General features: G+C 69.5%; 10 protein-coding genes and 1 pseudogene. 3 read left to right on the plus strand and 8 right to left on the minus strand.

The genetic code is table 11. The annotated features are described in order from the left end of the window. Positions 1 to 278 precede the first annotated feature (278 nt). Positions 279 to 2,948, plus strand: a complete 2,670-nt coding sequence (locus tag WJ438_RS00660) for a Helicase associated domain protein (protein WP_406723488.1) — start codon at positions 279 to 281, stop codon at positions 2,946 to 2,948. 189 nt (positions 2,949 to 3,137) lie between these two features. Here the strand turns inward: WJ438_RS00660 and WJ438_RS00665 are convergent, their stop codons facing one another. Together WJ438_RS00665 and WJ438_RS00670 are read right to left on the minus strand one after the other, a co-directional pair. After that, entirely contained in the window at positions 3,138 to 3,551 is a 414-nt protein-coding gene (locus tag WJ438_RS00665) for a hypothetical protein (protein WP_406723489.1), read from the minus strand. Positions 3,552 to 3,776: 225 nt separating this feature from the next. Continuing rightward, positions 3,777 to 4,780, minus strand: a pseudogene (locus WJ438_RS00670) (IS5 family transposase). A gap of 203 nt (positions 4,781 to 4,983) precedes the next feature. On the opposite strand from WJ438_RS00670, the gene WJ438_RS00675 reads away from it, so the two are divergent. Next, positions 4,984 to 6,042, plus strand: coding sequence for an IS630 family transposase (locus WJ438_RS00675; RefSeq protein WP_406729547.1), 1,059 nt, complete (start codon positions 4,984 to 4,986; stop codon positions 6,040 to 6,042). A gap of 204 nt (positions 6,043 to 6,246) precedes the next feature. On the opposite strand, the gene WJ438_RS00680 is transcribed toward WJ438_RS00675, so the two are convergent. From WJ438_RS00680 to WJ438_RS00705, 6 genes are all read right to left on the minus strand, one after another. After that, positions 6,247 to 7,203: an ABC transporter permease gene (locus WJ438_RS00680; protein WP_406723490.1), complete on the minus strand. Its 957-nt coding sequence runs from the start codon at positions 7,201 to 7,203 to the stop codon at positions 6,247 to 6,249. Continuing rightward, positions 7,200 to 8,141 (minus strand): ABC transporter ATP-binding protein, encoded by a 942-nt coding sequence (locus tag WJ438_RS00685; RefSeq protein WP_406723491.1) that lies wholly within the window; start codon positions 8,139 to 8,141, stop codon positions 7,200 to 7,202. The genes WJ438_RS00680 and WJ438_RS00685 overlap by 4 nt, the downstream gene beginning before the upstream one ends. Further along, positions 8,134 to 8,556, minus strand: coding sequence for a GntR family transcriptional regulator (locus WJ438_RS00690; RefSeq protein ID WP_406723492.1), 423 nt, complete (start codon positions 8,554 to 8,556; stop codon positions 8,134 to 8,136). The genes WJ438_RS00685 and WJ438_RS00690 overlap by 8 nt, the downstream gene beginning before the upstream one ends. A 122-nt stretch (positions 8,557 to 8,678) precedes the next feature. Continuing rightward, positions 8,679 to 8,855, minus strand: coding sequence for a hypothetical protein (locus WJ438_RS00695; protein WP_406723493.1), 177 nt, complete (start codon positions 8,853 to 8,855; stop codon positions 8,679 to 8,681). Between the two features lie 296 nt (positions 8,856 to 9,151). Further along, positions 9,152 to 9,910, minus strand: coding sequence for an IS6 family transposase (locus WJ438_RS00700; RefSeq protein ID WP_406723494.1), 759 nt, complete (start codon positions 9,908 to 9,910; stop codon positions 9,152 to 9,154). A gap of 370 nt (positions 9,911 to 10,280) precedes the next feature. Beyond that, positions 10,281 to 11,660 carry an acyltransferase gene (locus WJ438_RS00705; protein WP_406723495.1) on the minus strand — a complete coding sequence of 460 codons (1,380 nt, stop codon included), beginning with the start codon at positions 11,658 to 11,660 and terminating at the stop codon, positions 10,281 to 10,283. Positions 11,661 to 11,845: 185 nt separating this feature from the next. On the opposite strand from WJ438_RS00705, the gene WJ438_RS00710 reads away from it, so the two are divergent. Beyond that, positions 11,846 to 13,570 (plus strand): IS1182 family transposase, encoded by a 1,725-nt coding sequence (locus WJ438_RS00710; protein ID WP_406723496.1) that lies wholly within the window; start codon positions 11,846 to 11,848, stop codon positions 13,568 to 13,570. The last annotated feature ends 123 nt before the right edge of the window (positions 13,571 to 13,693 follow it).

Raw genomic sequence — 13,693 nt, forward strand, 5'->3', positions numbered from 1 at the left:
TTGCCGGTGCTCTTGCGGCACAGGCCGCCGTCGGGGCACGGCGGGGGAGAAGGCGGAGGACGCGGATGAGCTGCGGGCGGAGGTCCGGCTGTCCGCCGCGCCCGGCCGGCTGGTCCAGACGGTGGCCGGCCGGACGGGGCTGCGCCCCTGTGAGGTCCTGGCCCAGCTCGCCGAGCGGATCGTGGTGGGCGAGGACGGCACGGTGTCCGTGCCGCCCTTCACACCGTCCTGGTGATGTCCCAAGCGAGCGGAGAAGAAGGCAGAGGAGGGGCGGGGAAATGCCGGGTATGCGGCTTCGGGAACACCAGGTGGCCCAGAAAGCGAGTTTCCGTCGGTGGGTGGGATTTCCTGCAAGATCATCCGTACCGTCGGAGGGGGCCCGGGGCACGATCGTGTCCGCGACCGGATCGGGCAAGACGATCACCGCCGCCGCGTGCGCGCGGGAGTGCTTTTCGGGCGGGCGGGTCCTGGTGACCGTGCCGACCCTGGATCTGCTGGTGCAGACCGCTCAGGCGTGGCGCCGGGTGGGGCACCGGGCGCCGATGGTGGCGGTGTGCTCGCTGGAGAAGGACGAGGTCCTGGAGCGGCTGGGGGTGCGCACCACTACCAACGCGATCCAGCTCGCCCTGTGGGCCGGGAGCGGGCCAGTGGTCGTGTTCGCCACGTACGCCTCTCTCGTGGACCGCGAGGACCCAGAGGACCCCTTGGGCCAGGGCAAGGTGCGCGGGCCGCTGGAGGCCGCCCTGGCGGGCGGGGAGCGGCTCTATGGGCAGCAAATGAGCGGTTTCGACCTCGCCATCGTGGACGAAGCCCACTCAACCGCAGGTGATCTTGGCAGGCCCTGGGCGGCGATCCACGACAACCAGCGGATCCCCGCCGACTTCCGGCTCTACCTCACCGCGACCCCGCGCATCCTCGCCGCGCCCCGGCCGCAGCAGGGCATCGGCGGCCAGGAGCTGGAGATCGCCTCGATGGGCCAGGACTCCGAAACCTACGGGCCGTGGCTGGCCGAGCTCGGGCTGAGCGAGGCGATCGAGCGGGGCATCCTCGCCGGATTCGAGATCGACGTGCTGGAGATCCGCGACCCCTCCCCCGTCCTCGGGGAGTCGGAGGAGGCGCGGCGGGGCCGGCGCCTGGCGCTGCTGCAGACCGCACTGTTGGAACACGCCGCGGCGTGCGACCTCCGTACGGTCATGACCTTCCACCAGAAGGTGGAAGAGGCCGCCGCGTTCGCGGAAAAGATGCCGCAGACCGCCGCCGAGCTGTACGCCAGTGACGCCTCCGATGACGACCTGGCGAAGGCGGAGGCGCTGCCGAAGTCGTCGATCGGCGCGAGCTTCTACGAGCTGGAGGCCGGCCGCCACGTCCCGCCGGAGAGGGTGTGGTCGGCGTGGCTGTGCGGCGACCACCTCGTCACCGAACGCCGCGAAGTGATCCGGCAGTTCGCCAACGGGATCGACGCGGCCAGGCGCGTCCACCGGGCGTTCCTCGCCAGCTGCCGCGTGCTCGGGGAGGACGTCGACATCACCGGCGAACGGGGCGTGGAAGCGATCTGCTTCGCCGACACCCGCGGCTCGCAGGTGGAGATCGTGCAGAACATCGGCCGGGCCCTCCGGATCAACCGCGACGGCTCCACGAAGGTCGCGCGGATCATCGTGCCCGTGTTCCTTCAGCCCGGCGAGGACCCGACCGACATGATCGCCTCCGCCTCGTATGCCGGACTGGTCGCCGTGCTCCAGGGCCTGCGCTCGCACGATGAACGACTCGTGGAGCAGCTCGCCTCCCGCGCCCTCACCCACGGACAGCGCACCGTGCACATCCGACGCGACGAGGACGGCCGGATCATCGGCGCCGACGGCGAGGGTGACAGCGAGGACCAGGAGGACGACAGCAGCGATGCCGCCGCCGGGTCGGCGCTGCTGCACTTCTCCACACCGCGCGACGCCGCCACCATCGCCGCGTTCCTGCGCACCCGGGTCTACCGGCCGGAGTCCCTGGTGTGGCTGGAGGGCTACCAGGCCCTGATCCGCTGGCGGGCGGAGAACGAGATCACCGGCCTCTATGCCGTCCCGTATGACGTGGAGACCGAGGTCGGGGTGACGAGGGACTTTCCGCTGGGGAGATGGGTGCACCAGCAGCGCAAGGCCCTGCGGGCCGGAGAGCTGGAGGAGCGGCGCAAGGAACTGCTCGACCTGCCGGAGGCCGGGATGGTGTGGGAGCCGGGCGAGGAGGCGTGGGAGGCCAAGCTCGCCGCGCTCCGGTCCTACCGGCGGGCCGCCGGGCACCTCGCTCCGCGACAGGACACGGTCTGGGACGACCCCGCCAGCGGCCGGCCCGTCCCGGTCGGGCAGCACCTGGCGAACCTGCGCCGGAAGGGCGGCCTCGGCAAGGACGCGGAGCGGGCCCGGGTGCGTACGGAGCAGCTGGCGGCGATCGATGAGGACTGGAACTGCCCGTGGCCGCTGGACTGGCAGCGGCACTACCGCGTCCTCGCGGACCTCGCCGCCGACGAACCCCACGGCCACCTGCCCGACATCCAACCCGGCGTCCTCTTCGACGGCGACGATCTTGGGAAGTGGCTGAAGCGGCAGAAACAGCCGGGTACCTGGGCGCAGCTGTCCACGGAGCAGCAGGAACGGCTGACCAGGCTGGGCGTACAGCCCGCCCAGGCACCGTCTCCCGCCCCGACGGCCGGGCGTGCGGCGAAGGGGGCAAGCAAGGCGCAGCAGGCGTTCCAGCGGGGCCTGGCGGCCCTCGCGCAGTGGGTCGAGCGGGAAGGCCACCGGCCGGTACCACGCGGGCACAGTGAACCCATCACACTCGAGGGCGAGACGGAGCCGGTGACCGTGAAGCTGGGCGTATGGGTCTCCAACACCAAAACCCGACGCGACAAACTCACCCAGGAGCAGCTCGACGCGATCCGGGAACTCGGCGTGGACTGGGCGTAGATCCGTAGGTTCCGCTGAGACGTGGCCGAAGTCGTGTGGCCATCGGGCCGGACAGTGATCGAGGACGCACGGGAGCTCGAGGTCAGTGTGGAGTCGCTGCGGGGCTGGGTGAAGAAGGCCCGCCCACCCCCAGGGCACCGGATCGGGACTCGATGCAGTGGGGGTGGGACGGGGCCGTCGATCGAGTCCCTACCGAATCCGGGGCGGTTCACCCGTCTCCCGGCGGATCGTGTAGCCGTACTGCTTGTCCGGGTTCGTGTCGAAGTACAGCTTCGGGCGGTCGCCCTCCTCCTCGACCTGCAGAATCGTGGACTCGGAATCGTCCGAGAAGGAACCCGCGGCGGCGAAGTTCAGCTCGATGGTGCCGCTGCGGCCGTCGTCACCGCGCAGGTTCCAGTTGCCGCGCCCGGAGAGGTTTCCCTTTCCGGGCGGGGGGTCGATGAAGCTGAACTCGATGGCACTCCGTGGAATGCCCGACATCGTGAACGTGCCGTCGCCATCGAACTCGACCCGGCCGCCGCCGGTGCCCTTCCAGACCCCGGTGCGATGTGCCGTCTTCGTGGCAGCGAGCCAGCTGGGGATGTACCGCCCAACGACAGCCAAGAGGTCGCGAAGTACCACCGCCGTGTCAGTGGCACGCCGCGGCCACGGACCGACGACCTGCAAGAACACAGTTCTCCCGCTCAACCGTGACTGACGCGCTCTCACTGACACGAAGCCGACACATCGCACCCGGGTCCGAGACCGGCTCGGTCTCATACGAGGCCGCAGCCCTCTCGGTACCTGCCGGCGAGGCGGCCGGGCCCTAGGGCCTGTGTGATGTTGTGATCAATCGGCCGCTTGCAGGAGATCTCCGATCCAGATCATCGAGGCGCGGAGTTCGAGGCCGGCGAGGTAGCTCTCGGGCGTCTTGTCGAAGCGTGTGGCGATGCCGCGCCAGTCCTTCAGCCGGTTGATCAGTCGCTCGACGGTGTTGCGGTCACGGTAACGATCGGCGTCGTAAGTGACGGGACGGCCGCCCCTGCTGCCCTTCCTCTTGCGGTTGGCGGCCTGGTCCTTCTTCTCCGGGATGACCGCCCTGATGTGCCGTTTGCGCAGGTAGGCGCGGTTGGCGCGGGACGAGTAGGCCTTGTCCGCGGCGACCGCGCCGGGCCGGGTGCGGGGTCGGCCGACCGGCCCGCGGACCCGGACCTTGTTCAGCACGGGGATGAACTGCGGGCTGTCCGCGGCCTGCCCGGCGGTCAGCACGAACGACAGCGGCCGGCGCTTTTGGTCGGCGGCGAGGTGAATCTTGCTGGTCAGTCCGCCGCGGGACCGGCCGAGCAGGGCTTCCTTCAGGCGGAGCCTGCGTCGGCGGCGGACGCGCCGGCGTTCTTCCCGCTCGGGCCCGTTTCCGCCGTCCCGCCCGTTCTGTTCCGCCTTGTCGCCCCCTTTTGCCGGGCCTGTTCCTGCTCGGCGGCGGCCTCCTCGAGCGCCTCCATGACCTCCTGGCCGACGAGCATCCCGGCGGCGTCGTGGTGGGCGCGGACGGTCGTGGAGTCCACGCTGACCAGGGACAGGTCCGTTTTGCCCCGGCGGGCGGCCTCGGCGATCAGGCCCTCCAGCAGGGCGGTGAAGACACCGGCGTTCCGCCAGAGCCGGAAGCGTCCGTAGACGGTCGGCCAGGGGCCGAACTCGCCCGGCATCTCCCGCCACTGCGCGCCCGTCCTGAACCGCCAGATCACCCCCTCGAACTGATCCCGCAGCCGCTCGGGGTACGGGCCGTACTCGCCTATCGGCAGGAACGGCTCGATCAACTTCCACTGTTCTTCGGTGAGTTGTCTGCGCGTCACGATTGTCTTCCTACCGGATCCGCCTTCCAGGCGGATCCGGACCGGCAAGACTGATCACAACATCACACAGGCCCTAGTGGCTCGTCACGCAGCCTTGGCCGGGTAATCGACCTGCTGCCCGTCGGCCCGCAGACTGTCCCCAGGATCGGATCTTGGAGGTGGTCGTGGGGCGTCGACCGAGTGTGTTCGTCCGGCCGGTGAGCATGGAGGAGGGCCGGAAGCTGCAGCGGATCAGCCGGACCGCGAAGGACCCGGTGAAACTCCGCCGGGCGATCGTGGTGCTGATGTCCGCCCAGGGCCAGACGGTCAAGGACATCACCGTGCTGATGCAGGTCGGCGAGGACTACGTCCGCGATGTCATCCACGCCTTCAACAAGCAGGGGCTGGACGCGCTGGACCCAAAATGGAGCGGGGGACGCCCCAAGACGATCAGTGACCAGGTGCGCGAGCACATCTGCCTGATCGCCCGGACGTCCCCCGCCGACTGGAAGATCACCGCGTTCTCCACCTGGAGCCTGAGCAAGCTCGCCGACCACCTCATCAAGCAGAAGGTGACCGCGGCCATCAGCCGGGAGAGCCTGCGCCGGATCCTGCACGCCGGCAAGATCTCCTGGAAGACCACCACCACCTGGAAGGCGTCCACCGACCCGGAGTTCATCGCCAAGATGCACCGCATCCTGGCGCTGTACGACACCCCGCCCGCGGACGGACGGGTGATATGCGTCGACGAGTTCGGGCCGCTGAACCTGATGCCCCGCAAGGGCAAGGCGTGGGGTCCGGTGAGGCGTCCGCGCCGCCTGCGGGCCACCTACCACCGTTACGGCGGCGTGCGGCACATGCTCGCCGCCCTCGATCTGGCCACCGGCAAGCTGTACTACCGCATCCGCCCGCGCAAGCGGTGGCGCGAGTTCCTCGACCTCCTCAAGGCCCTGCGCGCCCGCTGGCCCGGGCAGAGGCTGTATGTGGTGCTGGACAACTTCTCCCCGCACAAGCACGCCAAGGTCCGTGCCTGGGCGGCCGGCAACGACATCGAGCTGGTCTTCCTGCCGACCTACGGCTCCTGGCTGAACTGGATCGAGGCCGAGTTCGCGGCCCTGCGCTACTTCGCCCTCAACGGCACCGACCACCGCAGCCACGACGAGCAGAACGCCGCCATCGCCGCCTACGTCCGCTGGCGCAACACCCGCGCGGAACCGAAGACGAACTTCGCGCCCGACTCACCGATCCGGTCATGGACGGATTACCCGGCCAAGGCTGCGTGACGAGCCACTAGCCACAGCGCTTGCGGTCCCCTTGCAGGTCGCCCCGGGCGTGGACTCGAACAAGGGCCACGGCATCGGCCTTGAACTCGCCCGAGTAGCCCTTCATCGCCATCGGCGGTCTCTCGCTTCCTCCTCCCCCGGATCAGCCAGATCCAGTACCAGCGTGCCCACCACTCAGGGGAGGCTCCGAGCTCGCGGTGGGTCTCAGACGAGGCGCTTACGGCCCCAGAAGAAGAGGAACACCGTGACGGCGGCCGTCAGGGCCAGCAGGATCGATGCGCCGAACCACTGCATGCCGTTCATCTGAGAGATCGGCAGGTAGTCGACCTGCCAGCCCACGACATCGGCCTTCTGCAGGCACACCACTCGCGCTCGTTCCGTCTGCGCGTCCGCGCAAGTGTTCCAGCCGAGGAGTTTTCCGTCGCCGGTGAGGTACGGGTGCGACCCGTCCATCTGGTGCGCGCCTGCGGGCAACGTCTGGGCCGGGGTTTCGGTCATGACGCCCCTGCTCGTCGTGCTCGTGACGACGTTGCCGAGCGACAGCAGGAAGTGGGACCAGACGAGCTGGACGACGACGGTGAAACCGAGGGTGACCACCATGGCCATCAGCGTGCGGCGCAGCACCACGCCGATCGCCACCCCGCTGAAGACGGAGAAGAGGGCGAGGGCGACGGGTACGGGTCCCGTGTTGTTGAAGGTGGATTCGGAGATCCACTGTGTGGCCGTGACCTCGGACTTGTAGAGGTTCCACCACCAGCCGAACGCGGCCGACAGTGCGACCGTGCTCACCACGACCACCAGCGCGGTTAGGGCCAGTTTCGTGGTCAGCCAGCGGGTCCGGCTGACGGACTGGGTGACGACCAGCTTGGCGGTGCCGTTCTCCAGGTCGCCGGCGAACAGCGGGGCCCCGAGAAAGACACCGAGCAGGATCGGTACCAGCCGAAGTCCCGTGGACACGGGGGTGTACCCATCGAGCTGCAGCTGGGAGCGCTGGAAGACGATGCACGCCACGGCGAGCGCGGAGGCGCCGAGGACAGTCCAGAACACGGCCCGGTGCTGGCGCCAGACCAGCCAGGGCATGCCCTTGAGGAGCTGGGGGAGTTGGCCGGTGCCCGTGGCCTCGGGCCCAGTCGTCGTCGAGGTGCCGGGGAGAGAGCTCATGCTGCCACCGTCCGTGTGTTGTACGCCTGGTCCTGGGCCTGGGCGGTGGGGGTGATCAGAGGTGGTGCGTCGGGTGAGCGGAGATAGGTGAGCAGGAGTTCTTCCAAGCTCAAGCTGTCCGTCTCCACGGGGCCAGCGACCGGGCCCTCGGGGCGGATCAGGGCGGTGAACTGCCGTCCGCTGGTCCGGTACTCGACAAGGGGGTGGTGCGCGAGGGAGGCGGGCAGGTTCTCGCCTTCCTTGGCACCGGTGGCCATGGTGTGTACGGACAGCAACTCGTCCACGTCACCGGCGAGGCGTACTTCGCCGCCTGAGAGGACGACGACGTAGTCGCACACGCTCTCCAGTTCGGCCAGGACGTGGGTGGACATCAGGACGGTGGTGCCGCGCTCGGCGGCCTCGGCAAGGAGCGTACCCATCAGTTCTTTACGCGCGACCGGATCGAGGTCCGACATCGGCTCGTCGAGCAGCAGCAGGTCGGGGCGCTTGCCGAGGGCGACGGCGAGGGCGACGCGGGTGCGCTGGCCGCCGGAGAGGGTACCGATCTTCGTGTCTAAGGGCACATTGCCCGCGCGGACGATGTCCTCCGCGGCGCGCTGGTCCCAGCCGGTGTTCAGCTCTCGCCCCAGCCGCAGGGTCTCTGCCACGGTGAACCGGCGGTACAGGGGCTTCTCCTGGGCGAGGAACGAGGTGCGGCCTGAGTCCACCGAGCCCGGTGCCGCGCCGAACAGGCTGAGCGTGCCCCGCGTCGGCTCCAGGACGTGGGCCATGATGCTCAGCAGCGTGGTCTTGCCTGCCCCGTTGGGACCGACCAGCCCGCAGATCCGTCCCGCCGGAAGCCGGAAGGAACAGTCCTTCAGCGCCCATCCCCGCCGGTATCGCATCCCCAGGCCGTGCGCCTCAAGCGCCGGCTCCCCCGCGTACATACCGTTACTCATCAGTGCTCCTGGTTGTTGTGGCCGCCGTCGCCGTGCCGGTGGCGTACTCCTTCTCCATGGCCGAGGCGACCAACGCGGCCACGTCTTCCTGTTCCAGGCCCGCCTCGGCCGCCCGGGAGACCCACGCCACCAGCTCCCCGTACAGCGGTGAGTCGGTGCTTGCCGAGGGGCGGGCCAGTGTGCGGCGTACGAACGTGCCCTGGCCGGGTCGCGGTTCGACCAGACCCTCACGCTCCAGCTCGCGGTACGCCTTGAGGGTGGTGTTCGGGTTTACCGCGCTGACCTCGGCGACGTCCTTGGCGGTCGGCAGCCGATCACCCGGCACCAGTACGCCCAGCCGCAAGGCCTGCTTGGTCTGCTGCACGATCTGCTGGAAGGCAGGGACTCCGTTCCGCCTATCGATGCGGAACTCCATGACCACCACCACCATTCCACTACTTGATTAGTGGAATGATGATGAAGGGGCGCATGGGCGGCTGTCAATAGCAACCGGAGGGGCTCCCTGGGCAGAATTTCGGTAGGCGGTCGCGACCCCCGTCACGTCAGCGCCCACTTCGACGCCGTATGCGTCGCGGGCGTACGCGCGTCGACCTGGCCGATGAGGCAAAAGTCGGCGCCGACACCTGAAGTACCGGTCGTGGAGGCGGGGTTGCTGCCGGATTTCTGCGCGAAGTGGTGGGTCGCGCGATCGATGCAGTACGACGACCACGACATCGCACTCCGTACGCAATCGTGTACGGACGGCCCCGGAGGCGCGGGACGCCGACCGAGGACCCTCACCACCGAGGGGGCCTCTAGGAGTAGTCTTCAACTGCCACGCCCACATCAGGAGTGAGGCGAGGATGACGGCTGCCTGGTAGGACTCGGTGGTCTTGTCGCAGCGGGAGGCAATGCCGCGCCACTGCTTCAAACGACTGAAGCAGCATTCGACCAGGCGTTGTCACGTTGTTGGGTGTGCGGGTGTCTGACGGTGTGTCGAGGTGTGGTGGGGCCGGGTGCCGGCCCTGGGCTCAGGCCGCGGCAGGTCGGCCGGTGACGCCGGTGATCTGCTCCCAGATGGTGAAGCGGGTGGTCATTTCTGCGCGGTAGTTCGGGGCGGTCATCCGGTGGCGGCGGGGTCGGAAGTGCGGTGAGATCCTGCTGAACGCGGACAGGAACCGCTGGGCTCCGCCGACGGAGCGGAAGCCTTTCATGGCGCGTTCGCGTTGCCGGGTGGGCTGATGACTGTTCTCCGCCCGGTTGTTCAGGCCCTTGTGGGCACGGTGCTCGACGGAGGGCATGACCTCGCGGTGGGCCGCGCCGTAGGAGCGCAGCTTGTCGGTGACGACCACCCGCGGCACCGTACGGGTCGTCTTGAGCAGTGTGCGGAAGAACCGCTTGGCCGCAGCGGTGTCCCGCCGGTTCTGTACGAGGATGTCCAGGACGGCGCCGTTGGCGTCCACGGCCCGCCACAGGTACTTCCGCTCTCCGTTGATCTTGATGAAGACCTCGTCCAGATGCCATTTGTCGCCGGGACGGGGCTGCCGGCGGCGCAGCGCGTTGGCGTAGGCCTGTCCGAACTTGGCGCACCAACGCCGCACCGTCTCGTACGAGACGAGCACACCGCGCTCGAGCATCAGCTCCTCGACCTCACGGAATGACAACGGGAAGCGGAAGTACAGCCATACCGCGTGCGCGATCACCTCCACCGGGTACCGGTGGCCCTTGTACGACGGCGACGCGGACGACACGAACGAACCCCTCCCCGGCACGATCAACTCCAAGATCATCCCAGGCCGGTCAGCCAACGTGACAACGCCCTCGCTCAACCTGACAACGCCGACCCCGCAGATAGCCATCGATCCACAGGTCTTGACAATTACTCGGGAGCGGATCGACACCTGAAACGGATGGAAGACAGGCTGACCTACCGAGGCCGCAGCACTGGCTGAGTCGGCCGGTGGATCCCAGGCAAGCTACGCGAGGGCCGGAGCGGCTGTGTCTTCTTGGATCGCGGCACGCCCGGGGGAAGCCGCTTCGAGGTGCACCGGTGGCAAGGCAGCTGTGTCCCACGGCCCGTGCCGAGGCCTGGCGGTGGGCGTGGTGTTGGTGGCGTGACGCGAGCGCAGGCGCAGTGCGTGCCAATCACCGATGCGGTGTTCAGGTGGTTGGGGCGCGGCTGCCACAGCGGGCCCGGCGGTCGCTTGCCGCGCGGGCCGTGCGGAGCAGGGCCGCGCCGGCCAGGAAGATGGCCAGGGCTGCGGTCGGCAGCCCGAACGGGCCGTGGTCGGCGGGACCGGCGTCGGCCACCCCGAGCAGGCCCAGCACGCAGGCGGCATAGCCGACGGTGGTCGCGGTGGCGCGCGGCCTGGGCCGGCCGAGCGCCCCCGGCGTCCACCAACTGCGCGACGTTGCGGCGCCGCGCCGCAGGCCGCGCCGCTCGATCCGGCCGAAGACCGCCACGAGCGCGCCGAGCACGGGGAAGAGCACGACCAGCCACGGCAGCTTCCACAGCAGCCACGCTCCCGTGTCCGCGGGGGGTTGGGGCAGCGGGACCAGGCCGGAGGCGTCCACGGCCACGGCGGCGAGCACGAACGCGCTCATGTGCCACAGCAGCACGGTCAGGATCACCGAGTTCACGGCGATCACGGCCATCCACGGCCCACACCGTTGCAGCCGCCGAGTCCCCGCGTCGCGCAGCAGCAGCACCAGCCCGAGCTGAGCCGTGGCCAACGCCAGCAGCGCGAGCGTCGGCGGCGAGAGGTTACCGAACGGCGCGCCGGGAATGTCCACCATGCTGACCGGGTAGGGGCCGGCCACCGTGAGCAGCACCGCCACCGCGGCACCGCCCAGCAGCAGCGGCACGGCCACCGTGGGCCGGACCGGCAGCGTCCCGTCCTGCCAGGCGAAGCCGATCTGGTGCACCGCCAGCCAGGCGAACAGGTAGTTGCCCAGCTGCAGCGTCGGCGCGTCGAACGCCAGCCGCGCCACGTCCCCGGCGGCGACCAGCCCCACCAGGACCAGCGGCACGACCGGCCCCGCCCGCCGGTGCAGGCGGTGCATCAGCGGCGTCAGGAAGACCACCACGAGGTAGACCAGCAGGAACCACAGCGGGATCGAGGCCAGCCACACCGCCCGGCCCACCTGAGCGGGATCGACGCCCGCCAGCCGGGCGATCAGCGCGGCAGCGGCAAGCGTCACCAGGAGTGCGGTCGTCGGCCGTACGAGCCGCGCGCTGCGGTCGAGCAGCCAGTCCGCGACGCCGCCGCCCCGACGGGTGCGCGAGGTCAGCGAGGCGGCGTTGGCGAACCCGCCCACCATGAAGAACACCGGCATGACCTGCCCCAGCCAGGTGATCGGGCGGCCCCACGACAGCACTTCCAGGGCGCTGAAGCCCTCCACGCCGCGTGCCCCGCCGGTGACTACGATGACCATCCAGTGGCCGAGCACCACGATGAGGATGGCGAGCGCCCGCAGCAGGTCGACGTAGCGTTCCCGCCGTGGCGGTGTGCGCTCCGCGAGCTCGCGCAGGCCGGGCATGTGGCCATCATAGGAACGGGTGGCCGACGGAGATCGCAGCCACCACCGGGCGGGCGCGCGGACGCCACGCCGTCGTCTTTGAGCCTCATATCGACTCTGCTGCGCAATTCGGCTCGTGGAGCCCTGCGGGTACGGGATGATCGTCCGTGCGGTCTTGTCCTGTCGTGCGGCCGCGGGGGTGGTGGATGTCGTTGCAGCCGAAGGGGTTGCCGAAGATCCCGGAACAGACCGCGGTCGTGGCCCGCGCCGCGTTCCCGAAGGGCAGTCTGGCGATCCGGGTTCGGGATCATCTGGCCGAGGTCTTCGCAGACGAGCCGTTTGCCGACGCGTTCGGGGTGCGCGGGGCGCCCGGCCTGTCGCCTGCGGTGCTGTCGCTGGTCACCGTGTTGCAGTTCGCCGAGGACCTGACCGACCGGCAGGCCGCCGCGATGGCCGTGCGGGCGATCGACTGGAAGTACGCGATCGGGGCGGAACTCACTGATACCGGCTTCGATGCGAGCGTGCTGAGCCGGTTCCGTGCCCGGCTGGCCGACCAGGGCCTGGAGCGCGTTGTCTTCGACCGGCTCCTTGAGCACTGCAAGGATGCCGGGCTGGTCGGTGCCGGAGGCAAGCAGCGCACCGACTCCACCCATGTGATCAGCGCGGTGCGGGAGTTGAACCGCCTGGAGCTGGCCGGGGAGAGTATCCGCGCGGCACTGGAGGCCCTCGCGGTGGCGGCCCCGGCCTGGCTGGCCGAGACAATCGACGTCGCGGAATTCGCCCACCGCTACGGGCTCCGCGTGAACGGCTGGACGATGCCGGTGTCGAAGACCAAGCGCGACCGGCTCGCGCTCGTATTCGCCCAGGACGGCTACACGCTGTGCCGGGCCGCCTGGGCCGCCGACACCCCCGCGTGGATCCGCGAGATCGAGGCCGTGCAGATCCTGCGGCAGGTCCTCGTGCAGACCTACTACCTGCGCACCGACACCCGGGGGCGGGAGGTGATCTGCAAGCGGGAGGCCGACGACGAGGGCGTCCCGCCTGGCCAACTGCGCCTGGCCTCGCCGTATGACACCGATGCCCGCTGGGCGGCCAAGGGCGAGGCCCTGTACTGGATGGGCTACAAGGTCCACCTCACGGAGACCACCTGCCACACTCCCGCCGAAGCCGAAGCCGAAGCCGAAGCCGGGAGGAAGGCCGTCCCATCACCGAACCTGATCACGGACGTGGCCACCACCGACGCCACGGTGCCGGATGTGAAGGCGACCGCCACCATCCAGCAGCGCCTGGCCGCACGCGGCCTGAAACCCGCCGAGCACTACCTAGATGCCGGTTATCCCTCCGCCGACCTGATCACCGCTGCCCGCGCGCAGGGCATCACCATGGTCACCCCGGTCCTGCTCAACCACTCCGCCCAGGCCCGCGCCGCCGCCGGCTTCGACAAGAGCGCCTTCACCATCGACTGGAAGACCCGCCAGGTCCGCTGCCCCGCCGGCCGCATCAACCTCAACTGGAACCCCGTCAAGCAGCACGGCCAGGACGCGATCGTGATCACCTTCAGCGTGCTGACCTGCCGCCCCTGCCCCTTCCGGGCACAGTGCACCACCTCCAAGATCGGCCGCCGGATGCTCACCCTGCAGCCGAGAGAACCCCACGAGGCCCTCGTCCGAGCCCGCGCCGAGCAGAAGACCGACACCTGGAGGGACAAGTACGCCCTGCGCGCCGGCATCGAGGGCACGATCAACCAGGCTCTCGACGTCACCGGGATGCGCCGGGCCCGCTACCGCGGCCTGCCGAAAGTCCGTCTCCAGCACGCCTTCTCCGCCACCGCGATCAACATCATCCGGCTCGACGCCCACTGGAGTGATCACCCACTCCGCCGCACCCGTACCAGCCAGCTCGAGCGCCTCAGCTACCGACTCACCGCCTGACGGAATTGAGCAGCAGAGTCACTGCTCTCGCCAAAGATCTCGTGAAGTGGCGGGCCCTGCTTGGCCCTTGTTGAGTTTTGCCATGCATTGAACCAGAGCGCGAGCAGCGGATACGCCCCGGAA

Source organism: Streptomyces sp. GD-15H (assembly GCF_045291515.1).
In the GTDB taxonomy this organism is placed as follows: domain Bacteria; phylum Actinomycetota; class Actinomycetes; order Streptomycetales; family Streptomycetaceae; genus Streptomyces.

What these genes read in the sequence shown, in the direction of transcription:
- WJ438_RS00660 (WP_406723488.1), top strand. Translation starts at nt 279, where the DNA reads ATGCCGGGTATGCGGCTTCGGGAACACCAGGTGGCCCAGAAAGCGAGT.
- WJ438_RS00675 (WP_406729547.1), top strand. Translation starts at nt 4,984, where the DNA reads ATGGAGGAGGGCCGGAAGCTGCAGCGGATCAGCCGGACCGCGAAGGAC.
- WJ438_RS00680 (WP_406723490.1), bottom strand. Translation starts at nt 7,203, where the DNA reads ATGAGCTCTCTCCCCGGCACCTCGACGACGACTGGGCCCGAGGCCACG.
- WJ438_RS00685 (WP_406723491.1), bottom strand. Translation starts at nt 8,141, where the DNA reads ATGAGTAACGGTATGTACGCGGGGGAGCCGGCGCTTGAGGCGCACGGC.
- WJ438_RS00690 (WP_406723492.1), bottom strand. Translation starts at nt 8,556, where the DNA reads ATGGAGTTCCGCATCGATAGGCGGAACGGAGTCCCTGCCTTCCAGCAG.
- WJ438_RS00695 (WP_406723493.1), bottom strand. Translation starts at nt 8,855, where the DNA reads ATGTCGTGGTCGTCGTACTGCATCGATCGCGCGACCCACCACTTCGCG.
- WJ438_RS00700 (WP_406723494.1), bottom strand. Translation starts at nt 9,910, where the DNA reads ATGATCTTGGAGTTGATCGTGCCGGGGAGGGGTTCGTTCGTGTCGTCC.
- WJ438_RS00705 (WP_406723495.1), bottom strand. Translation starts at nt 11,660, where the DNA reads ATGCCCGGCCTGCGCGAGCTCGCGGAGCGCACACCGCCACGGCGGGAA.
- WJ438_RS00710 (WP_406723496.1), top strand. Translation starts at nt 11,846, where the DNA reads ATGTCGTTGCAGCCGAAGGGGTTGCCGAAGATCCCGGAACAGACCGCG.